Source organism: Chryseobacterium sp. 1B4 (assembly GCF_036631475.1).
Classification (GTDB): domain Bacteria; phylum Bacteroidota; class Bacteroidia; order Flavobacteriales; family Weeksellaceae; genus Chryseobacterium.
The window spans coordinates 691,264-712,980 of the sequence record NZ_JAPNUF010000007.1 but is presented as its reverse complement, the minus strand read 5'-3'; the positions used below and the strand labels follow the sequence as shown (position 1 = coordinate 712,980).

The 21,717-nt window shown below is 37.1% G+C and carries 22 protein-coding genes and 1 pseudogene; 17 read left to right on the top strand and 6 right to left on the bottom strand.

The window, feature by feature from the left end:
- The first annotated feature begins 255 nt into the window (after positions 1-255).
- The 12 genes from OWR28_RS13065 to OWR28_RS13010 all read left to right on the top strand — a co-directional run bounded on the left by OWR28_RS13065 (position 256) and on the right by OWR28_RS13010 (position 12,418).
- A complete protein-coding gene (locus OWR28_RS13065) occupies positions 256-480 on the top strand; it encodes a hypothetical protein (protein WP_332386981.1) in 225 nt (74 codons plus the stop codon).
- 637 nt (positions 481-1,117) lie between these two features.
- The gene (locus OWR28_RS13060) at positions 1,118-1,660 is read left to right on the top strand and encodes a peptidoglycan-binding protein LysM (RefSeq protein ID WP_332386980.1); all 543 of its coding nucleotides are present in this window, start codon (positions 1,118-1,120) and stop codon (positions 1,658-1,660) included.
- Positions 1,661-1,863: 203 nt separating this feature from the next.
- On the top strand, positions 1,864-2,409 hold the full coding sequence (locus tag OWR28_RS13055) for a peptidoglycan-binding protein LysM (protein ID WP_332386942.1): 546 nt from the start codon (positions 1,864-1,866) through the stop codon (positions 2,407-2,409).
- 158 nt (positions 2,410-2,567) lie between these two features.
- A complete protein-coding gene (locus OWR28_RS13050; RefSeq protein ID WP_332386979.1) occupies positions 2,568-3,113 on the top strand; it encodes a peptidoglycan-binding protein LysM in 546 nt (181 codons plus the stop codon).
- Positions 3,114-3,316: 203 nt separating this feature from the next.
- Positions 3,317-3,862, top strand: coding sequence for a peptidoglycan-binding protein LysM (locus OWR28_RS13045; RefSeq protein WP_332386978.1), 546 nt, complete (start codon positions 3,317-3,319; stop codon positions 3,860-3,862).
- An 81-nt stretch (positions 3,863-3,943) separates the two neighbouring features.
- Positions 3,944-4,744 (top strand): fimbrial biogenesis chaperone, encoded by an 801-nt coding sequence (locus OWR28_RS13040; protein ID WP_332386977.1) that lies wholly within the window; start codon positions 3,944-3,946, stop codon positions 4,742-4,744.
- Positions 4,745-4,783: 39 nt separating this feature from the next.
- Positions 4,784-7,558: a hypothetical protein gene (locus tag OWR28_RS13035; protein ID WP_332386976.1), complete on the top strand. Its 2,775-nt coding sequence runs from the start codon at positions 4,784-4,786 to the stop codon at positions 7,556-7,558.
- 19 nt (positions 7,559-7,577) lie between these two features.
- Complete coding sequence (locus OWR28_RS13030) at positions 7,578-8,525, top strand: hypothetical protein (RefSeq protein WP_332386975.1); 948 nt, start codon at positions 7,578-7,580, stop codon at positions 8,523-8,525.
- The gene (locus OWR28_RS13025) at positions 8,522-9,001 is read left to right on the top strand and encodes a hypothetical protein (RefSeq protein ID WP_332386974.1); all 480 of its coding nucleotides are present in this window, start codon (positions 8,522-8,524) and stop codon (positions 8,999-9,001) included. The genes OWR28_RS13030 and OWR28_RS13025 overlap by 4 nt, the downstream gene beginning before the upstream one ends.
- Positions 9,002-9,563: 562 nt before the next feature.
- Positions 9,564-10,292 carry a HAMP domain-containing sensor histidine kinase gene (locus OWR28_RS13020; RefSeq protein WP_332386973.1) on the top strand — a complete coding sequence of 243 codons (729 nt, stop codon included), beginning with the start codon at positions 9,564-9,566 and terminating at the stop codon, positions 10,290-10,292.
- A gap of 4 nt (positions 10,293-10,296) precedes the next feature.
- Positions 10,297-10,941, top strand: a complete 645-nt coding sequence (locus OWR28_RS13015; protein WP_332386972.1) for a response regulator transcription factor — start codon at positions 10,297-10,299, stop codon at positions 10,939-10,941.
- Positions 10,942-11,524: 583 nt separating this feature from the next.
- The gene (locus OWR28_RS13010; RefSeq protein ID WP_332386971.1) at positions 11,525-12,418 is read left to right on the top strand and encodes a cation diffusion facilitator family transporter; all 894 of its coding nucleotides are present in this window, start codon (positions 11,525-11,527) and stop codon (positions 12,416-12,418) included.
- Between the two features lie 5 nt (positions 12,419-12,423).
- On the opposite strand, the gene OWR28_RS13005 is transcribed toward OWR28_RS13010, so the two are convergent.
- The 6 genes and pseudogenes from OWR28_RS13005 to OWR28_RS12980 form a co-directional block, all read right to left on the bottom strand.
- Positions 12,424-12,651, bottom strand: coding sequence for a M13-type metalloendopeptidase (locus tag OWR28_RS13005; protein WP_332387460.1), 228 nt, complete (start codon positions 12,649-12,651; stop codon positions 12,424-12,426).
- Entirely contained in the window at positions 12,615-13,007 is a 393-nt protein-coding gene (locus tag OWR28_RS13000) for a M13-type metalloendopeptidase (RefSeq protein WP_332386970.1), read from the bottom strand. The genes OWR28_RS13005 and OWR28_RS13000 overlap by 37 nt, the downstream gene beginning before the upstream one ends.
- Positions 12,947-14,292: pseudogene (locus OWR28_RS12995) on the bottom strand (M13 family metallopeptidase). The gene OWR28_RS13000 and the pseudogene OWR28_RS12995 overlap by 61 nt, the downstream one beginning before the upstream one ends.
- Positions 14,293-14,912: 620 nt before the next feature.
- Complete coding sequence (locus OWR28_RS12990) at positions 14,913-15,293, bottom strand: hypothetical protein (RefSeq protein ID WP_332386969.1); 381 nt, start codon at positions 15,291-15,293, stop codon at positions 14,913-14,915.
- Positions 15,293-15,595 carry a hypothetical protein gene (locus tag OWR28_RS12985; protein ID WP_332386968.1) on the bottom strand — a complete coding sequence of 101 codons (303 nt, stop codon included), beginning with the start codon at positions 15,593-15,595 and terminating at the stop codon, positions 15,293-15,295. Before OWR28_RS12985 ends, OWR28_RS12990 begins: the two co-directional genes overlap by 1 nt.
- Entirely contained in the window at positions 15,576-16,454 is an 879-nt protein-coding gene (locus OWR28_RS12980; RefSeq protein ID WP_332386967.1) for a DUF6597 domain-containing transcriptional factor, read from the bottom strand. The genes OWR28_RS12985 and OWR28_RS12980 overlap by 20 nt, the downstream gene beginning before the upstream one ends.
- Before the next feature lie 781 nt (positions 16,455-17,235).
- Here OWR28_RS12980 and OWR28_RS12975 point away from each other — a divergent pair.
- The 5 genes from OWR28_RS12975 to OWR28_RS12955 all read left to right on the top strand — a co-directional run bounded on the left by OWR28_RS12975 (position 17,236) and on the right by OWR28_RS12955 (position 21,210).
- A complete protein-coding gene (locus OWR28_RS12975) occupies positions 17,236-17,427 on the top strand; it encodes a DUF3606 domain-containing protein (protein WP_332386966.1) in 192 nt (63 codons plus the stop codon).
- Positions 17,428-17,469: 42 nt separating this feature from the next.
- Positions 17,470-17,949, top strand: coding sequence for a DNA polymerase ligase N-terminal domain-containing protein (locus OWR28_RS12970; protein WP_332386965.1), 480 nt, complete (start codon positions 17,470-17,472; stop codon positions 17,947-17,949).
- Entirely contained in the window at positions 17,949-18,092 is a 144-nt protein-coding gene (locus OWR28_RS12965; RefSeq protein WP_332386964.1) for a hypothetical protein, read from the top strand. The genes OWR28_RS12970 and OWR28_RS12965 overlap by 1 nt, the downstream gene beginning before the upstream one ends.
- 104 nt (positions 18,093-18,196) lie before the next feature.
- The gene (gene ligD, locus OWR28_RS12960) at positions 18,197-20,167 is read left to right on the top strand and encodes a DNA ligase D (RefSeq protein WP_332386963.1); all 1,971 of its coding nucleotides are present in this window, start codon (positions 18,197-18,199) and stop codon (positions 20,165-20,167) included.
- An 824-nt stretch (positions 20,168-20,991) separates the two neighbouring features.
- A complete protein-coding gene (locus OWR28_RS12955; protein ID WP_332386962.1) occupies positions 20,992-21,210 on the top strand; it encodes a hypothetical protein in 219 nt (72 codons plus the stop codon).
- The last annotated feature ends 507 nt before the right edge of the window (positions 21,211-21,717 follow it).

The following is a 21,717-nucleotide window of genomic DNA, read 5'->3' as shown; positions in this document are numbered from 1 at the left end:
AGTTTCAGTATGGAATCACCTCAAAAATTGTATGCTCCAAAGGAATCGGAAAGAGAGGTTATTTTTTCATCAAAAGTATAAACCTGGAATTTCAATCTTTTACAATTTACAGGAATTTTTCCAAAATTATTGTTAAAGTTGTTAATATCAAACAACTGTATAGTATAATTTTAATTATTTCACTATATTTGGAATAACAAACTAACGCATGGAATAAGCCACCATAAAAGCTTGTAAAACAAATTATCAGAGATTATGCAAGACTTATTTTCGTTAAACGGTAAGAATAGGGATTATGTTATTATGTATTTTAAAAGAGAGATGTACCCATGGAAAGAAAAGGATGGCTGGATTACTGTTACCATTAAGGAGTGGTACAGAACAATGGTTATATCATGTCTGATATGCAATAATCTTGTTACTTTAATGATTGTAAAGACAAAGGTCACTCCATTTTACGAAAAATATACAGTACTGTAGTATTTTGCCTGTTACAGTAAATGATTTTATCTGAAGAGTTTCTTGTAAAAAATACCACAAAAATATATTATTCAATATCAGGTGAGTAATTTGGCATGCTCGTTGATGTGTTGAGAAAAGTTTTATTGGACACCACTTCACATAACTTATAATTCATTTTACACTTTTTCACCTCCTGATCATTCAGGAGGTTTTTATTTTTTAATACCCATTATTTCAAAATGGATCTTGAAATTGAAGTTGGCTGTTTATTTTGCAGGCCACTTTGCACGTAAAATGGCATAAATAACATCATCTGCCCAGTTATTTTCCAAAAGATACTTTTCACAAAATGTCTTTCTTTTCTAAGATCAATTCTTTCCATTAATTGAATAGAAGCCGTATTACCGGAATCTGCAGAAGCTGTAATTCTGTGCGTATGCAAATCATAAAAAGGAAATCAATAATACCTTTTAAAGCTTCAGAAGCATAGCCTTACCTTGGAAAACCGTATTTAAAGTAATTGAAATCTGTAAACTTTATGATGATAATACACGCAATGATGAAAAAAGGCTTGGTAATGTCAGATAATGTTACTAGCTTTATACTGAGTTCCTGAATGACAATATTTTATTACACCTCTTTAAATTTATTAATCATGAAAAACCAAATCTTTATCGCTGCGCTGTCTCTGGGAACAATCGCCTTAGGAACCAAATGGGTTAAGGCGCAAAATTCAGAGCAGGTGAGTACATCAGTCAATATTATTTTATCGGACGTTATTGCAATGGACATTGGCTCTGTTGCTTCAGAAGGCGCTGTAGATTTTAACTATGGAAGCACAAAAGACTATAATTCATCTAAAAATGTAACCGTTCCCAACAGTTTAGTCATTATTTCCTCCAAAAATTTTGATGTAAAAGTAAAATCTGAAGGTGCACACTTTATAAGCGGTGCAAATGTAATTCCTGTAGATATATTACAGATAAAAGCCATACCGGGCGGAAGTCTGGCGGGAATCCTGAATGAGGTCACTTTATCTACAATTGATCAGGTGCTGGTGAGTAACGCAAGCTTAGGTTCCAAACAGTCTTTAAATATTGCTTATTCTATTTCAGCGGAAAAAGCATCCAAGGTGCTTCTTGGAAAACCGCAGGGAACTTACACTCAAAAAATAACGTATACCGCGACTGCTTTATAATAAACGAAAAGCAATTTTATATAAGCCCTCAGTACTTCGAAAGTATTGAGGGCTTTCTTTTTAAATCAAATGAATAGACCGTGTAGTTAATTTACTACATGAACTTCCTTTTTCCACTACAAAGAAACTTTTATCACCGCTGTAGATTTGCAGTATACAAAAGAGAACAATTAAGTAAAAAATAACAATAAAATATTACCATCATGAAAAAACTAATCTTAATCCCAGCCTTAACCATTGGAGCGATCATATTAGGAACCAATAATGTTCAAGCTCAAAATACCACTGCAACCACAACGGTAAACATTACCCTGAACGATGTCATCTCTATTGACGCAGGAAGTACAGCAATAGGCAATACCGTTGACTTTAACTACGTTACTGCAGCAGACTATAATTCTGATCAAACGGTTACTAAAGCCAACTCTTTAAAAGTTACTTCCACAAAGAGCTTTAATGTAAAGGTAAAAGCAGGAGGTGCTAATTTCATGAACGGAACGAACCTGATTCCTGTGAATGTTTTGACAATCAAACCTTCTACCGCTGCCGGAAGTATGGGAGGAACAAAAACTGCAGTAGTGTTGTCTGCAACAGACCAGACTTTGGTAGCTAATGCTCCGCTTGGAAGTGCATTAACACTGAATTTAGACTACACTATTCCAGCAGCGAAATCATCATCTTCTGATATTTTGGGTAAACCGGCCGGAACTTATACGCAGACAGTAACGTATACCGCGACTGCTCTATAATAACGAAAAGTAATTCAGATAAGCCCTTAGAAAGTATTGAGGGCTTTTCTAGCCTAATGAATAATCTGTAGCTATTTTTCGCTACTTTATTACTCCTGTGGATTTGTAGTGCTCAAAAGAGAACAAATAAACAAGAATAACAATTAAATATTACTGCCATGACAAAACAAATCGCAATCTCAACCTTAGCTATTGGAGCAATCATATTAGGAACCAATAATGTTCAAGCTCAAAATACAACCGCAACCACAAACGTAAATATTACCCTGAACGATGTCATCTCTATCGACGCAGGAAGTACTGCAAATGGTGGTACAGTTGCCTTTAACTATGTTACTGCAGCGGACTATAATTCTGATCAAACGGTTACTAAAGCCAACGCTTTAAAAGTTACTTCCACAAAGAACTTTAATGTGAAAGTAAAAGCAGGGGGTCCGAATTTCGTCAATGGGTCAAACTCAATCCCTGTAGATGTTTTGACAATCAAAGCTGCGGAAGCCCCTGGAAATATGGGCGGAACAAAAAACGAAGTGGTTTTATCTCCAGGAGAAAAAAACTTAGTAGCCAATGCTCCGCTTGGAAGCGCATTAACACTGAATTTAGACTACACTATTCCAGCAGCAAAATCATCATCTTCTGATATTTTGGGAAAACCGGCCGGAACTTATACGCAGACAGTAACGTATACTGCGACTGCTTTATAATAAAAAACACATCAATATATATGCCCTCAGCACTTTCCAGGTGTTGAGGGCTTTTTCTATGTAAGCCCAATGAGCAATCCTGTAGTGATTTTACTACATGAACTTCCGTTTTCCACTACAAAGAAACTTTTATCGCCGCTGTAGATTTGCAGTATACAAAAGAGAACAATTAAGTAAAAAATAACAATAAAAATATTACCATCATGAAAAAACTAATCTTAATCCCAGCCTTAACTATTGGAGCGATCATATTAGGAACCAATAATGTTCAAGCTCAAAATACCACTGCAACCACAACGGTAAACATTACCCTGAACGATGTCATCTCTATTGATGCAGGAAGTACTGCAATTGGTAATACCGTTGACTTTAACTATGTTACTGCAGCAGACTATAATTCTGATCAAACAGTTACTAAAGCCAACTCTTTAAAAGTTACTTCCACAAAGAGCTTTAATGTAAAGGTAAAAGCAGGAGGTGCTAATTTCATGAACGGAACCAACCTGATTCCTGTGAATGTTTTGACAATCAAACCTTCTACCGCTGCCGGAAGTATGGGAGGAACAAAAACCGCAGTAGTGTTGTCTGCAACAGATCAGGCTTTGGTAGCTAATGCTCCGCTTGGAAGTGCATTAACATTGAATTTAGACTACACTATTCCAGCAGCAAAATCATCATCTTCTGATATTTTGGGTAAACCGGCCGGAACTTATACGCAGACAGTAACGTATACCGCGACTGCTTTATAATAAAATTTTCAGTTTGTAAAGGTTCCTTTTTGCTATGTTTTCAGTAGTTTTGGGAATCTTTATTATTAAACTATTTACACCATGCACAAGTTTATTCACCTTTTCATTTTCTTTATTCTCACAGGATCTTCTTCACTTCTGGCACAAAGCATCTCAATGTCGCCTACACGCTTGTTTTTTACAGGGAATCCGGGAGAAAAAGTAACAAAGACAGTCACGCTTCAAAACAGTTCGGATAAGGATTATGTTTTTAATCTCAACTATAAAGACTGGTTCAGAGAAGAAGACGGAAATAAGGTTTATCTTGAAGCAGGCAGTTCAAAAACTTCCAATGCTTCCTGGGTATCCACCTTAGAAAATACTGTAACTGTTCCTGCGAAGAGTACAAAGGAGATTGCAGTAACCATGCAGATTCCTGCAAACGCATCACAATCTGCCGTTACGAACAGCATGTTGTTTTTCACCCAGCTTCCTCAGCAGGCAGATAAGGCACGTGTTCAGAATGGAATTGGTATTATTACCTTATTTGAGGTGGGGCTTCACATCTTTTATACTCCACCGGGGAACCATGTGAAAAGTCTGGATATTACCAATATTGCAGAGGTGAGCAATCAGAATGCAGCGAACAGAAAAGTTGCAGTAAGCATCCATAATGATGGAAACACGATCAATGATGCCACCGTCGAGTTTGAACTCACCAACACAGACAGTGGTAAGGAAATAAAATTACCCGCAATTTCAATCTCCATGCTTCCGGATACCAATCAGGTAGTTCAATTTTCTTTACCGGAGAATATTTCAGGAAACTTTCTTGGTGTGGCTATTGTTAAAATGGCAGAATCCAATGATTTACGTGTAGGAGAAAAAAACTTTAAATTTTAAAATTAAGCCTTGAAACCACAAAATGGAATATCAATATCAGTGCTAAGAAGAACAATCTTATTTTTTGTATTTGTTCTTCTGCACTTTTCGTTGGCCTTTGCGCAGGAAAATAAGAATATCAACATCCATTTTGAAAATGACAGCGTAGCTGTTGAAAAAGGTTCTACATTTACTAATTTCCTGGTCATTGAGAATAAAAGTTCTGAAGAGATTACTATTCAGAATATCAAACCTCAGGAAAACTATCCGGGATTGCTTTTCTATCCCAAAAATGAATTTAGCTTAGGTGCGGGTCAGTCTAAAACGCTTCCTGTAAAACTGATCGCCAACGTAGATTTTATGAAGCTGAGATCCAATGAGATCAGGTTCCAGGTTTCATACGCCACCCCAACGGTCTCCAGAACCGAAATCGCCTCGTTCTTCGTTGCTAAAGGAGAGAACAAAAACATCGCAATTTATACGGCTACATACGAAAATTTCATTAATCCTGCTTTGCCCCAATCCTCCATTCTGCTTACTGTAGAAAACCAAGGTTACAGTAAACGAACCGTTAAGATTGATTTGCAATCCATTCCTGATGGCTTGGAAGTGATGCCAAAACAGCAAACCATATCTCTGGAAGGTTTGGAAAAACAAACGTTGGAAATTAAAATTGAGGTCCGAAAACAGAATACACTTTATCCGGAATTTAATATTAATGCCATCGTCACAGACGTGCTAGATAATAAAATCGTGGGTAGCAATACGCTTTACCTGGTCGTTTTATCACATAACAGACAGATTACCCGTGGAAATGAAGCGGTAAGCGGAAGTAATTTTGCGGAAATCAGCTATAATGAAAACAGTTCAGGTTTCAATTATCTTCAACTGAGGGGAAATACAGCGTTCCGGGTGACTGATAACCTGAAATCGCGCTTCAATATTGGTGCAGATTACTACCATGAGGATGGCCGCTATAACCTATATGATACCTGGCTGGAACTGGAGAGAAAAAATACGGTATTACGGGTGGGAAATGTTAATAGCAGCGATTACGATTACCCTGTTTTCGGAAGAGGTGGGAAAATTTCTACCAAATTCGGGAATAATAATCAGATTGAAATTCTTGCGCTTGAAAATAATTATAATCTGTACGGTACTTATTTCCAGCAAACAGACGGATCTACCATGGTGGGTACAAAATATAGTTTTGGTAATGCTAAATCTTTCAATGGGAAAGTGTCCTATATATTTGAACATGATCCGCGTTTTAATGTAGATACGCAGATAGCGAACGCGGTTACATCATTGTTAATTAATGATAAAAACATGATCCGCACAGAGTTAGGAGTGAGCCACGAAAAGGGTCTTTCGAATAATGATGAAAATGCAGGAGCTTCAATGGGAGCCCATTATGAGGGAAAAATAGGGAAATGGGATATACAATCTGTCAATTCCTTTGCGACCAAAAGTTATGCAGGGATCAAACGGGGATCGTTTTTCTCAAATCAGCGGATCGGCCGTCAATTTTCGGCTTCTCAGCGCGCTTTTATACAATACCAGAATTCGCAGGTAGCCCCTGAGTTCCTGAGTTACCAGGGTGCACCTATCCAACCTGGAAATACCGCTGATTTACGTTATTATTTCAACAGTACAGAAGCTTTGGGACTAGGCTATCAGTTTTCTTTAAAGAAATGGAATTTTCTATTGTCTCCAAAGGTTGAAACGCAGAAAACAGCCAATTATTACTCATCGCAGGAACTTTTTTCTTACCGGTTGGAAGCCAATATCAGCACTACATTAGGTGCCCACGGATTGAACCTGACGGCGGAATATTCTTATTCAAAAGAGAACAATAATCCGGAGTGGTTCAACAGTCTGAAAACCACTTTATCTTACAGATATAAGTCATTTTCCCTCAACGGGACAGCCCAATGGAATGCAATCAGTGTCTTTGATTTAAATTCTTATTATGATGTAAGCCGTAATTTCGCCAACTACAATGTATACGCTTCTTATAATTTCCAGATGCTCAATCATAATCTGACCGGGGCTTTTTCAGCGGGAACCTTCTATTCGGAGCTTTATAAAAATTTAAATAGTAATATCACGGGTAATCTGGAATATAAGATTTCACCTTCCTGGTCCACCACAGGTTATTTTAATCTTTCCGGTTATAAATCTACGGCTGAATATTCAACCAGCGGCAGTTATTACCAGTTCAGAGTGGGGATTAAAAAATATTTTACCCCCGCTACAGCTTTCGGGAATCATAAAGTGGCGTTCCAGTTCTTTGAAGATAAAAATTCCAATGGACTTCTGGAATCTGGTGAACCGATACTTGCCAATGAAATTATAAAACTGGACAATTATGTAGCGTTGACGGATAAGAACGGAAAAGTAGTTTTTCAGAATGTGCCTGAAGGTACGTACACACTGAAAGTGAATGAAAGTGCGGGCGCCCGGTTGATGATGGATCCTGTCATTATGGTACACAACAATATTAACCGAAAAGTAGGCTTGGTAAAAAACATAAGGGTAAGCGGGAAATTAGCAGAGATCAAACAGGCTTACGATGTTTTGGAAACGGATGTGACAGGAATAGTAGTGTATGCAAAAAGTGAAGATGGCACGATCTATACTGCCGTGGTTAATCAGAAAAATGAGTTTGAGTTTTTCCTGAAAGATGGAAAGTATAACCTCTATATTGAAAATGACAAATACAGCTATACACAACCCAGCCAAACTATTCAGGTGACAAAAGATGGTTACTCAAAAACTGTGGTTTTTGAATATAAGAAGAAAGACACCACCATTAAGGTGAAAAAGTTTTAAATTTAAAAGTATGAAAAAGATGAGGGTTTTTCTAATAGGAATTTTTACCATGTTCTGCGGATTTGCATTCACGAAAGCTCAGGATGTGTACCTGTCTATTCCTGAAAATAATATTTTTAACAGGAGCGAATTTACCTCAGTACCCACAAGGGTAATGACGAATGCCAACAGAACCAACTGGGATTATGCCTTTTTGGGATTACTCCCCACAGCACCTACATTTACCTCTGTTTCCGGATCAACTTTTACGCACTCATCTTCCTCATCTACTTTACCCAGTTCCACTCTCCTGTGGCAGTTGGAAAGTATGGGCGGCCAGCTGCCTTATACCGGACTTTCTGGGTATTTACCAGGTTTCCAGTCGTTCAGTACAAGCGCTATAAAATGGTTTGAACCGCCATCACTCAGTATCGGGGGAGGATTCAACCGGGGAAATATCAATTTTACATTTAAAATTCCTGCTTCACAGTTTACTGCGAATGCCTTCCGGGCCGGGAATTACTCTATGGATATCACTCAGAATTATAATGATTTCACACCACATAATTTTAAAACAATTTTAGTTATTCCTTCAGCTATACGATGGGTCGCAAACTCTTTAACAAAATACATAGAAATTTCTTCTTTGAATGACTACCGCAATACAAGCATGAAGGTGTGGGATTTGGGCAATACGGAAATCGCAAATACAGTTGATTTTAATTTTTGGGCGAAAGCTGCTGGTACAACTGTTCAGTTCACCTCCTCTAAAGGTGTTCCGGGAACAAGAAATATAGCAAACATTAAATTGGGCAGCAACGGATCGGCACTCACCACCAAAGCCTTATCTTCCGACTTCCAGAATTTTTCCGCTGCCAATTTCAGTGTTGTAGCAGGAAACAGAAACAGCTTCATTCCGCAGCTTTATGTGTCTGCGGAAGATTTTAAAAACTTTTTTTTGAAGCCGGAACTTATACGTTTGAATTGAACTTCAATGCCGGAAGTACAGATAACACAATTAACAGTTTGCAGAATACGGCTGTTCAGTTGAAGGTGCTTCCTCTGTCTGAGATTACGATTCCAAGTTCCGGGCGCAATGTTAACTTCAATTTTAATACCGCAGCCCAATACACCGATGGACAGTCACAAATGATTCCCAACCAAATTATGTTGTCCAACAATGAAAATTTTGAGCTCTATGTAAAATCGGACGAAAATTATTTCAAGAAAGGCGGCCTGCAGACCGACATCAATTCAAACATTTTACAAATTGGCGTGGATGGTGGTTCTGTAAATGTACCCTTATCCAAAACTCCTCAAAAAATACTCTTTAACGGAACACCGGTTTTGGACCGGGGACTGAACATAAGGTATACCATACCACCTGCGGGTGCCCAAAGTTTGGTAGGAAAGGAGAACACCACTTACTCTGTCAATGTTTATTATAGCTTTACGGCAATTTAACGATATTTTGTGATAGCTTTTACTTTCTTTTTATGGCTGTGACTCCGTCATAGCAATTGGCTGAAGCTAAAGAACCTTCCAAAGGATTCCTGACGTATTTCTATATACAAACGTTTCTTCCTTGGATGATATTTGTTCTATCAACCTCAATATTGGCAGCACCTGTAGAGGTTTTTTGGTTTTTTTTCTATCAGGTATTGCTTTAGCTTGTATTTTTCATTATCATTCGGCTTTTTGCGATCAATACTCTGTTGATATTGTCTCGTGTACCATCTTTTTACTCATTTCCGTAATGCAAGTAACCGTTTTCCAGGGTGAAAGCCTGTCGGAATATTATGTCGCACAAAGTTGTTTTTAGTTGAAAAAAGTAGGGTATTTGCTATTTCAGGTAAATTCTATTTGATTTTTCTTTTTACTAATATGATATTTTTTATAACTTGGCAGTTCCCGGAAGAAAGGTCTGAACAATATGTTTTTATTTACATTTAAACAATATAACCCTTTCTGCCTTTTTCAGAAAAAATAATTTCAAACAGCTTCTAAAACCTTTGAAACGGATTTTATGAATGATTTTATCAACGAACTACAATTAAAAATTGAAAGACTGGAAAATGAGATCAATTTCAAGAACGGACTGATTTCGATATTGTCTCATGACTCAAAAGAACTGTTTGGAACCTTTCTGTGGCTTATAGAAGAGCTGGAGCAGAATACCATAAGTCAGGAAGATTTTTTTAAGTTATTGCCACAGGTAAAAAAAGATGCCCGGAAGAATCTGCAAACCGTTCAGGACAGCATTGCATGGCTAAAAACGCAATACGGAGAATTTAAGATTAAACCCGTTACAATTATGGTAATGGATCTTTTTCATTATTTAGAAGAAAAATACGCTGCTAAATTAAAAGAAAAAAACATTCAATTTTATTTTAAAGGAGATCGCAATGCGTTCCTTACAAGTGACCGCCTGTTGCTTGAATATGTTTTAGACAAAATTTTTAACAATGCGTTAAAATATTCCTTTCCGGGGCAGGAGGTTTGTTTACAGTCAGTTACAGAAGGTGATCAGGTTGTGCTTTCTGTAATTGATTCCGGAACTGGAATAAATGAAAAGTATTTACCTATGATCTACACCTATGGTAATCCTGTATTTCTGGGAACTGCTGGTGAGAAAGGCGTTGGGTTAAGTTTGAAAATTGTAAAAAATTTTATATCCTTGCTGCATGGAAACATCCAAATCATTTCCGCTGAAGATAAAGGTACTACAGTTTCCCTTTTTTACATAAATTTATAGAATAATGGGTTTAAAAGCAAACATTCGTATAGTAGTAGCAGATGATCATGGTATCGTCCGGATGGGTTTAATACAAACAATCAAACGATTAATGCCCGATGCCATCATTTCAGAAGTAGAGGACTACAAATCGTTGTACAAATTAATTCTTAATGAAAAGCCGGATCTGGCCATTATGGATGTTAATATGCCTAATGGTACTGTTCAGGAAGCAATAGATTACATAAAGATCCACCAACCTGAATTAAAAATTTTAATATTTTCTTCACAGGATGAAGAGTTATACGGGATGCGTTATCTGAAAATGGGCGCTGGTGGTTATTTGAGCAAGCTAAGCTCCACTGAAGTAATTGAGACTGCTTTAACATCGATGCTCAGTAAAGGCCGGTATGTCAGTGATAATATAAAAGATGCGATTTTTTTAGAATCATTAACTGGTGCGGCAAAAAATTCTCCCCTTGAAGCACTATCAGACCGCGAATTGCAGATTGCCAATAAACTTGCAGAAGGTCTTCCGCTCAAAGAAATTTCTAATCTGCTGAATCTCCATTCATCAACAATCAGCACTTACAAAAACAGGTTGTTTGAAAAGCTTAAAATACGATCCATACCCGAATTAGTAGAGATTCTCAGACTGTATAATCATTAAATATTCTATCATAAAAATTGATTGTGATTCAATGAAATTATGCCATACGCCGCTTTTCTGTCTCTTTATTGCTGCAGAGCTGAAGTAAATCGGCCTGATCAGGCATCAATTGGAATCCGAGAACCGGAATTTCCGGAGCTATTAATGAGCGTTTTGATCTATAGTTCCTTCAGAATGCGGCTCACTTTTGCCCTGAGTGAAAGTTTGTAGTTATTGGCAGGTTGTGAAGGATGATCCAAATGCTTTGCTAAAGCTCAAAATATTCATTCTTTATGTTTAAAATCAATACCTTGCGAAATATTTTCAGAATCCTAAACAAACGTAAATACCGACACTTTCTGTTGGGTCTGGTAGTTATTTCCGGCGGCTTGGTTTTTGTAACATGATCAAATATGAGAACAATGGTGATAATGATCAAAAAGTGAAGACAGATCAGGTTTAAGTTAGATAATGCTGGATTTTTGTTGTGAAACTAAAACAACAAATGGAAGAATTTTTAAGAGCAATTCATAAAAAAATCAATTGCTTATAATAGTGAACCGGTCTTAGAAATAACCTTCTTTCATATTTATACAAGTAATTTATGAACAATAATCAGAAGTCTATTTACAGTGCTCTGGCCGCAAATCTTCTAATTGCGCTGACAAAATTTATTGCCGGAAGTTTTACAAACAGCTCCTCCATGATCTCTGAGGGGATTCATTCAACGGTTGATACCGCTAACCAGCTGCTTATACTTTATGGGATAAAAAGGAGTAAAAAAGCACCGGATCAATCACATCCGTTCGGATATGGCAAAGAACTTTATTTCTGGTCTTTCATAGTTTCTATTTTAATATTTGGTCTGGGTGGGGCACTGTCAATCTATCAGGGAATTGCGCACATGATGGAACCCGAGATAATGAAAGATCCTTTCTGGAATTATATCGTGCTGGTTCTTTCACTTATTTTTGAGGGAACTTCTTTTATTATCGCTGTAAGAGCATTTAACCAAACCCGCAACGGGGTGAGATGGTGGGATGCGATTGTCAAAAGTAAAGATCCATCCAGCTTTCTGGTTGTTTTTGAGGATGGGGCTGCAGTGGCAGGGCTTATTATTGTAATGATTCTGATGTGGTTCAGCCATTCACTGCAAATTCCTGAACTGGATGGCTTAGCGTCTGTAATTGTAGGATTATTACTGGTTTTTGTTTCCTTTATTTTGGCACGGGAGAGCAGAAGCCTACTTATGGGGGAAGGAATCGCTTCCGAAACGAGAGACAAAATTACCAGACTTGCAGAAAAGGACGCCGCTGTTGTAAAAGTAAAAAATATACTGTCCACTTACCAGTCACCGGAAGAGGTAATACTGATGCTGATCATCGATTTGGAAGAACATCTTGATACTGAAGAGATCACCGAAGCCATACAGCGTATACGGACAGATATTAAAAATGAATTTAAATTCGTTCGGTTTGTTATTATCCAGCCGGAATAAACAGGTTACCAAATTTCTATCCCTTTGCTCTTCAAATTGGCCGGTCCTTTTTTATCACAATTCCAAGCTTGTTTAAATTCCTTCAATTGTGCCAGGGGCCCGTTTATCCTAAACCTGAAAGGGACATGAGGATTGGTCAGCAGTTCATTACGTAAAGCTTCAGGACTGATGTTGCCATGCCACATTTGTGCCCATCCTAAAAAGAAACGTTGCTGCCAGGTGAAGCCGTTAATGGGTTTAGGCTGCTTCTTTTTATCATAACTTTTTCAAGTGCATGATAGGCCAGAGTAAGTCCACCGAGATCTGCTATATTTTCACTTATCGTGAGCTGTCCGTTAATATGTAAGCCCGGCTGGCCCTCCATTTGGTTAAAATAATCAATGTATTGTTTTGTAAGGTTTTCAAAATTATGTCTGTCTATTGACGTCCACCAGTTATTTAAATTACCCGACGCATCGAATTTCGAACCTCTGTCATCAAAAGCATGGGTTATTTCATGCCCTATCGCTGCGATTATGGCGCCATAATTTATAGCATCATCTGCTTTATGGTTATAAAAGGAGGCTGCAGGATACCAGCTGGGAAACATGCACTGTTAGTATATTGATCGTAAAAGGCATCAACGGTTTGTGGTGTTGCATGCCATTCACCTTTATCTACTGGCTTATCAATTTTCCTGATGTTTTCATTATGATGGAAAACCGCTACAGAAATAACATTATCTATCAGACGTGATGGTTGTATGGAGATACCGAAATAATCGGGCCATTTGTCCGGGTATCCGATCTTGAAAGTCATAGCGCTAAGTTTTTTGTGTGCCGAAGCTTTAGTACTGTTACTCATCCAGCGTAAGCTGTCTATACGCTGATGATAAACCCAGCGCACATTTTCAATCATTTCACCTATCTTTTGTTTATCCTGCTCAAGGAAATATCTTTGAACAAAAAGCTTACCTAAAGGCATACCCAATGCTTGTTCTAACTCTTTAATTGCCATATCTATTCGACTTTTTTGTTCTTTTTTCCAGCCATTACGGTTCCGAAAAAAGCAAAGTGAGGATTGCTGTATTTCTGGGGAAGGTAAGGTGCAAAACGAGATAAAAGCTGCCATCGGGTATATAACTTCAATACAGTTAATGGTGTTTTGTACAGAAGGGCTGTTAAGTTGCTCATATAAGCCCGGTCTTCAATAATAACAGTCTGTGTATTAATTCCCTGTGCTTTTAAAAACCCGTTCCAATTAAATTGTGGTGCAATGCGGCTGAGTTCCGGGACAGACATTTTATTATAGGTTTTTATCTGATCCCGCAACATCAGACTGGATAGCTGCAGACCGGCCACGTTTTGCTCCAATTCGTAAATTTTGGAACCCGGGGAGGCCTCTTTAAGGCCTGCAATTTTATACATATTGTCGATGTGCCGGATCATTCCGTCTTTTAAGTTGACATTTTTAGACTCTTTTAGAGTATAATAGCTTTTATCACCCAAAGTTAGTCCGCCTTGCCCTAACGAAAGAATATTCATCTGATTGTTATGAGCGTCGGCTTCTACCTTATAACTGATAAAAGTGGGTACACCAAGCTTTTGAAGTTCCCCGGAGAAGTTTACCCAATCGGTATAATCTTTAAGATGATCAATTCGCTCAAAATAGCTGCCAAGCGGTGAAAGTCCTGATTTTTCTATGGCAGCAGTATCCATGTAAGATCTGTAAAAATCAGCTATCTGCTGAGATTCCGAACCTGGTTTGAGATCAGGTAATTTACTTATGCTGTCTACAATATTTTTCAGTTTCACTTTGTTGTCCCGATCAAGAATTTCGAAGGCACCCCATCTGCTTTCAGTAGCAGGAAGCGGATTTTTTCTTCCAGTGACCATTGGCAAAGCCATCAAAATCAATACATGGATTCTTAGTAGAATCAATATTGCTGTTATCAAAACCTGAATTATTAGAAACCGAATGAATGTCCGGTTTCTTTTCAGTTTTGCAAGAAAATAGTATTGTGATAATAATTAAAAGTGCGGTTAACTTATAATTTTTCATACTAATAAATATATAATCTTCAGATATTTAGTTAAACGGTTTAGGTCGCGAGAAATTTTGTTATAATACATTTTTTTATCGTTTAATGATGTGCTGTTTCATTGTTTAATCTCAAAAAGCGTAATTAAGAAGACCGCCACAGTTTTTCGTTACGTATTAAGCAGGAAATAATACTTGATTCTTTTAATTCAATTCTTTTTAAAGATGAAAAAATCTCATAATATTTCAAAATCCAAACAAACTACCATATGGGTACAAACTCAAAATCCGTTTCATTTAAAGCGTAAGGTATAAAGTAGTAGACATAAAGGATTATTATAGTATTACCTGATCTTAAGCTGCCATGTCTGCTGAACATTTCCTTTACTTCTCAAAGCCTCCAGCTGTTGGGGAGATGCAGAATTCAATAAACAGGGAAGGCTGCTGAATTTTTCAAACTCCGGCTCATATTTATTTACAATAATAAATCCATTATCATAAAAGAATTGTGCTGCCTGGTCAAAGGAAACAAAATAATTTTCCATGACATTATTTGATTTAAAGAAGCGTTCCCATTTTTATCCTTATCGCTACCAACGGAACCTGTTTCATGTTTGAGATAAATATCAGCTGTTACCCAGGTTCCTCCGTTTTCTTGCAAAACCGAATGTATATTTTTAAGGATTTGAGACTGCTTTTCTCTATCAAAATACATGAGCAGGCCTTCATTAATAATAAGAAGATCTTGATCTTTAGTCAGAATACTGCCGGGGTTCAAAACGTCAAATTCCTGAAACTTAAGGTTGCCGGGAACAGGAATATTCAGACGTTTTAACATCTCCATTTTTTCATTCATTACTGTCCTGAGATCAGTATCAAAATAGATCCTGTCAGGATTTTTACTGGTGTATTCAACCCACGCAGTGAATATCCTGCTGACAATTCAAGTACTGCCGAGGAAACACTCTTTTCAAGGAAAAAGTCGAGGGAAAGGTAGCGCATTTCAAAATGGAGCACACTTGCCCAGAACCCAAAATCTGAATTCAGTGGATTGTCAATACTGAAATACTTCGCAATTTCTTTTGCATAGGGTATAGTCGTAGTTGCAGCTTTAAAGGTAATAAGCTCTTTTGCTGTGTCAGTTACTTTGTTTAACATATTGTTCTTTTTTTCTGCAAAGTAACAGTACAGATGTAGTTGGTAATAGGAAAAAACAGACCTGCTTATTTTTTAATAAACTCGTTTCCCAGTTTATTGTTTTTTTCAGAAATACATTCGGTTGTAATGTTAAGACTTTACGGAAGCTCTGCAAAAAATGGGATTCATCATAAAAAAGATCGTACAGTTCATTTTTATTCTCTGGTTTTTTATTTCTTATGTAACGGTTAAATATCTCCTGAAAACGTACTATTGAGGCATATTCCTTTGGGGTAATTCCGGTCTGCAATTTAAAGAGTTTGTTAAGGTGGCGTTGCGAAGTATTAATTCCTGCAAAAAGATCTTTAATTAAGATATTGCCCTTGTGAGCGTTTATTTGTTCCGCAAGATGAACAACACGGCTATCTGGTTCAAACCTTATCCTTTCTGTAAGAAGTTCAGTAAGCTGAGTTACTGATTCCTGAAGGTTTCCTGAAAAATCTGTCAAAACTTCAGAGCCGTCAAGCTTTCTTTTTGAGATGGAAACCACTTTGCTGAGATAATTGGAAAGATCGCTTCCTGCTATTGAGTAATAACCGTATGGCTTGAAGCTGATACCGATGGAATGTACGGGAACATTGCCTTTGAGCACAATTTTAGTATGGTGCTGTCCTACCAAATGAAGATCAAATGTCGAATGATGAAAAGATTGATTTTGAATAACATGTTCATATTCCCCACTATAATTCCATATGACGATCCAACGACCTGACGGAATTATAGCTGCTTGTTCATCAGCTTCCATCTGCTCCGGGCTTTCAAATGACCAGATTGATTCCACATAATTCATTAAAGCTTCTGGTATTGGATAATATTTCATTTTAGTTGGCTTAATTTAATTACTGAAGATGTTTATCATCAATGCAATATCAGCTAAATGGATGTAATTTTATAACTTCAAAAGAATTAAATAATATTATAAATCGCTTTAAAACACAAATATTTTCATTGTTACATGCCTTTTTCTATTTTAAATTTATTATTGTAGGTAATTTTTATTTATATTTTTAACTTTTAAGCAGTGTTGTTAAGGATATTGCTTGGATTTTGATAGCTATTTTCACCAATTTACTAAGATTTTTTGTTGAAAAATAACATTAAATGTTAAGAATATGATCATCGAGTGATAAAACGTCTTTACAGGTATCACAGAGAAAGAAAGACGAATTCCTACGGATTATTAAAAGGATGAAATAACATAATCAATCAAGAAGTCGCACACCTAATGGAACCTGAAATAATGAAAGACCCTTTCTGATTGTGACCGTTTCTATAAGTGCCGGTTTTTAACAGGAAAAAGGATGAATAATAATTTACTTACAAAGCTGGAAAACTTACTGGGTGTTATTTAACAGCAGATGAATTGAATCTGAGTGCCAATTACCTCAGTGATATGTACAGGGCTCAAACTAGGATGACCCAACGGCATCTTCATAGCCGGTCGATCGAGATAGCCTAAGAATTACTTTGTAATTCATTCTTCTCCCATTTATCGTTGTTGGTACAGTAAATCCTGTGGTGATAAAATATATTTTCGCAAAACGGCTTGGTTTTTGTAATTTTTTTAACCTACAAAATATTAATTCTCAAAACATCAGATCATGGCAGACAATAAATCCAAAAGAGGTTCATCTGACCGAAATAAAGTCAGCGGATCGGAAAATTACGAAATCCAATATTTTAAGGAAAAAATGGGAGTGACATCTCAGACTGTAACAGGAGCGATAAGGGCAACCGGATCGAATGACCGTAAAGTACTTGAAAAATATCTCAAGGAAAAACATAGAAAGTAAAGATTCTTTACTCACTGCAATAAATCTTAAAAACTATTTTTTATGGGCTTATCTGAATACCGCAAAAAGCGTTCTGAAGAAAAGACCCCTGAGCCTTTTGGAGGAAAACCAAATGGAAAAGAGCTGCATTTTGTGATTCAGAAACATGATGCGTCACATCTTCATTATGATTTTCGTCTTGAAATGGATGGGGTATTAAAAAGCTGGGCAGTGCCAAAAGGGCCTTCAATGAATCCAGACATAAAAAGACTGGCTATGATGGTTGAAGATCATCCTTATGACTACCGGAATTTTGAAGGTATTATCCCCAAGGGGCAATATGGTGGTGGAACTGTGATCGTGTGGGACCAGGGGACCTATATGCCGGCAGATTTGCAAGATGAGGATCATGGGAAACAAGAGAAGAATCTTCTTCATCAACTATATTCCGGGAAACTTAAGTTTATACTCAATGGTGAAAAGCTTAAAGGAGAGTTTGCTCTCGTAAAAGCGCATGGAAGGGGGATAACGGCTGGCTGCTGATGAAGCTTGAAGATCAGTATGCCAGTGAAAAAGAGATTACAGAAAAAGATAAGTCTGTGATTTCCGGTAAAACGATTGAACAGATGGAAAAAGCACCGGATAATATCTATGGAAAAAAGAGATTAATGAAGATGAGGCTGTAAAGAATAAGAAAAATACGAAAAGAAAAGCTGGAACCGATAAAAAATCTGCGGGATCCGATAAAGAACCTGAAAGTAAGAGTAATATCAAATCTATTCTTAATAAATTGCCTGAACAAAAATTTTATACCCGAATTGAGCCGATGCTGGCAACATTGGTTGATAAGCCGTTTGATAATGATGAATGGATCTATGAAGTGAAATGGGACGGATACAGAGCGGTAGCTTTTATGAATGATGGTGAGGTTGAATTAAAGTCCCGTAACGATAAAAGTTTTGGCGAAAAATTTTATCCGATCTATGATGAACTTAAAAAATTGAATCTGAATGCAGTGATAGACGGTGAAATTGTTGTCCTGACTCAAAAGGGAACCGCTGATTTTGGACAGCTTCAGAATTGGCGGAGCGAAGCAGATGGCGATCTGGTTTATTATGTGTTTGATATTCTATGGTATGAAGGCAAAGACTTAAAGGATCTTTCCCTTTTGGAAAGAAAAGCGGTCTTAAGGAAAGTGCTTCCTGAAAGTAACAGTATCATTGTCAGTGAACATTTTGAAACTTCAGGTACTGATTTTTTAGAAGAAGCGAAAAAGCTTGGTCTTGAAGGTATAATGGCAAAACGTAAGGACAGTGTTTATCATGTACATAACCGGTCCCGTGACTGGCTCAAAATCAAAGCTAATAAAAGGCAGGAAGTTGTGATCGGCGGATATACCCTGAACGATGATTCCAATAAGCTGTTCAGCAGTATTCTTGTTGGGGTATATAAAGGCGGTAAATTCATATATACAGGAAAAGTAGGAACAGGATTCAATAGAAAGCTGCAGACCGAAATGATGGAACTTTTTAAACCGTTGATCATTAAAAAAGCACCTTTTGCAGAAGAGCCTGATGTAAATAAACCCTCACGGTTCAGACCCAACCCTCCACATGCAACGGTAACATGGCTTCGTCCTGAATTAGTGTGTGAAGTAAGCTTTGCAGAGATGACGAGTGATGGTGTTATGAGGCATCCTTCTTTTGAGGGAATGAGAGAGGATAAAAATGCGAAAAAAGTTGTTCTGGAAACAGAAGCACCTGTAGAAAAGCTAGTAGAAGATCACCCTGGTAAAATGATAAAAGCAAGAACCGGGACCAGCCGTAAAACTCTTCTTAATCCGAAAGATAAAAGCCAGGTGCGGAAAATAAACAGACATGAACTCAAATTTACCAATCTTGATAAATTATTCTGGCCTAAAGAAGGAATCACAAAAAGAGATCTTATTAATTACTATTACCAGGCAGCCCCTTTTATTCTGCCTTATCTTAAAGACCGTCCGCAAAGCATGAACCGTTTTCCCAACGGTATCGAGGATGAAGGATTTTATTTCAAGGATGTTACAAAAACAGCTCCCGATTGGGCAGAAACTTATTTATATCATAGCGATACCGATCATAAAGACCGGCATTATCTTGTAGGAAAAGATGAGGCTACATTGCTGTATATGGCTAATCTGGGATGTATTGAAATGAATCCATGGAACAGTACCATTAAAAAACCTGAGCATCCTACTTTTTGTATTATTGATCTTGATCCGGATAAAAATTCATTTGAGCAGGTTATCGAAGCAGCGCAGGTAACAAAAGGTATTCTGGATGATATGGGGGTTCCAAGCTATTGTAAAACAAGCGGATCTACCGGGCTGCATATTTATATTCCTCTCGGAAATAAATACACCTACGAACAGTCAAAAGAATTTGCAAGGGTAATTGTTACTCTTGTACATAAGGAATTACCTGAATTTACAAGTATCGAACGGACCATAAAGGATAGAAAAGGGAAGATGTATCTGGATTTTTTACAGAACAGGCCGCATGCTACCATCGCAGCAACTTATTCTGTCCGTCCGAAACCCGGTGCTACAGTTTCCATGCCGCTTTACTGGGACGAAGTTAAAAAGGGCTTGAAGATTGCTGATTTTCATATTTTCAATGCTATAGAAAGAATGCAGAGCGAAGGAGATATTTTTAAACCGGTATTAGGCAAAGGAATTGATCTGAAAAAGATTGTAGATCAGTTTTCGGATGAAATTATGTGAAGAAATAATTTTCAGGATTGTTAGAATGAAAATTGAAACTCAATTATTCTTTCCGGGGTAACAGTAACTCCCATTGTTAGTAATTCTGTTCTGTAATTAAGAATTGAAGTTTTTAAGGTATCCATAAAGTAGTTAAGCGATTTTGTATCATTCTTTGTTCCAATTGCTCTTTCTGTGTTTTGATTCCAACGTAATATATCCCACTTTTCGTTGAAATCTCTTTTTTGTACCGTCTACAGTTACTCTCAAGTAAGTGCCATGATTTTTGCCAACTTAATTTAGAGCAATTGTAAAAAATTACGATAATTGCAAAAAAAATGCAAAATAGCTGCAATTGATTAAATTACAGCTATTTGATTTATCTTTCACACTCAGTGGAGAATACGGGATTCGAACCTATATTTTTAACCAGTATACTATCCATATTTCCATCTTTTCAATAACAACTGCCACGCTTGCGCCACAGTTTTCCGTTATTAAGCAGGAAATAATACTTGATTCTTGTAATTCAATTCTTCTTTTCCCAAATCTCTTAAAAAAGTAATGATAAAGAAATTCTTTACATATCGGTCTACAAATTCAGGATAGTTTCATAAGTTAAAAATTGATAGCAAAGTATTCGCGATACTTTTGTTAATAACAAAAGTAAAAAACTCAATTATAAAGAACTCTGATATGGTATTTTATACTCAAATATTCTGTTTCTGGAGGATACTTAGTACAATAATTTAGTATATGAATGTTAATGTTAACTTAAAGAATAAATAACACTTTGTTTCCTTACTTGGTTCGATATTGTAATACTTTCGGTCATAAAAAAACTAATGCGGAAACTCTTCATGAATGTATGTGTATTGTACACAGGTCTTTGTATATCTGCCCAGGAAGTGGTATGGCAGAAAGACCTCAAATCTTCTACTCAGGATTTCCTGAGTCAGGTTACCACAACCATTGATCAGCAGTATCTGATCACTGGAAGCTCGATTCAGTTTAAAAGCCGGTCGCAGACTGCTGATAGAACAAAAACAGAACAACGGTTATGATTTTCACCTGATCAAACTCAATCAACAGGGAGAAGAAGTCTGGGAAAAGTATTTCTCAGGAACAAACCATGATTATCTGTCTTCAACGGTTACCACACAGGACGGAGGATTTCTTCTGGCTGGTACCAGCTATTCTTCCAAAGGATCTGATAAAAAAGAGGATTCCAAAGGGGATCAGATATCTGGCTGATCAGAATCAATGAATTTGGTGATGAATTATGGCAGAAAACACTAGGAAGTACTTCTGATGAAGAAGCCAGGGCAGTTATTCAGACTACAGATTTAGGATTCTTTGTTGCCGGAAATGTACAGAATTCTTCAAGAGGTTACGGTTCCAAAGATGTCTGGATTACCAGAATCGATAAAAATGGAAAAGAACTCTCACAGGTAATTTTAGGAGGAAAAGGCTTGGATGAAGTAGAAAAAATGATTCCAACCAAAGACGGCGGAGCATTACTGGGTATTTATTCGAGAAGTTCTGAAGTAAAGGCGGAAGCGGGAAGCTGG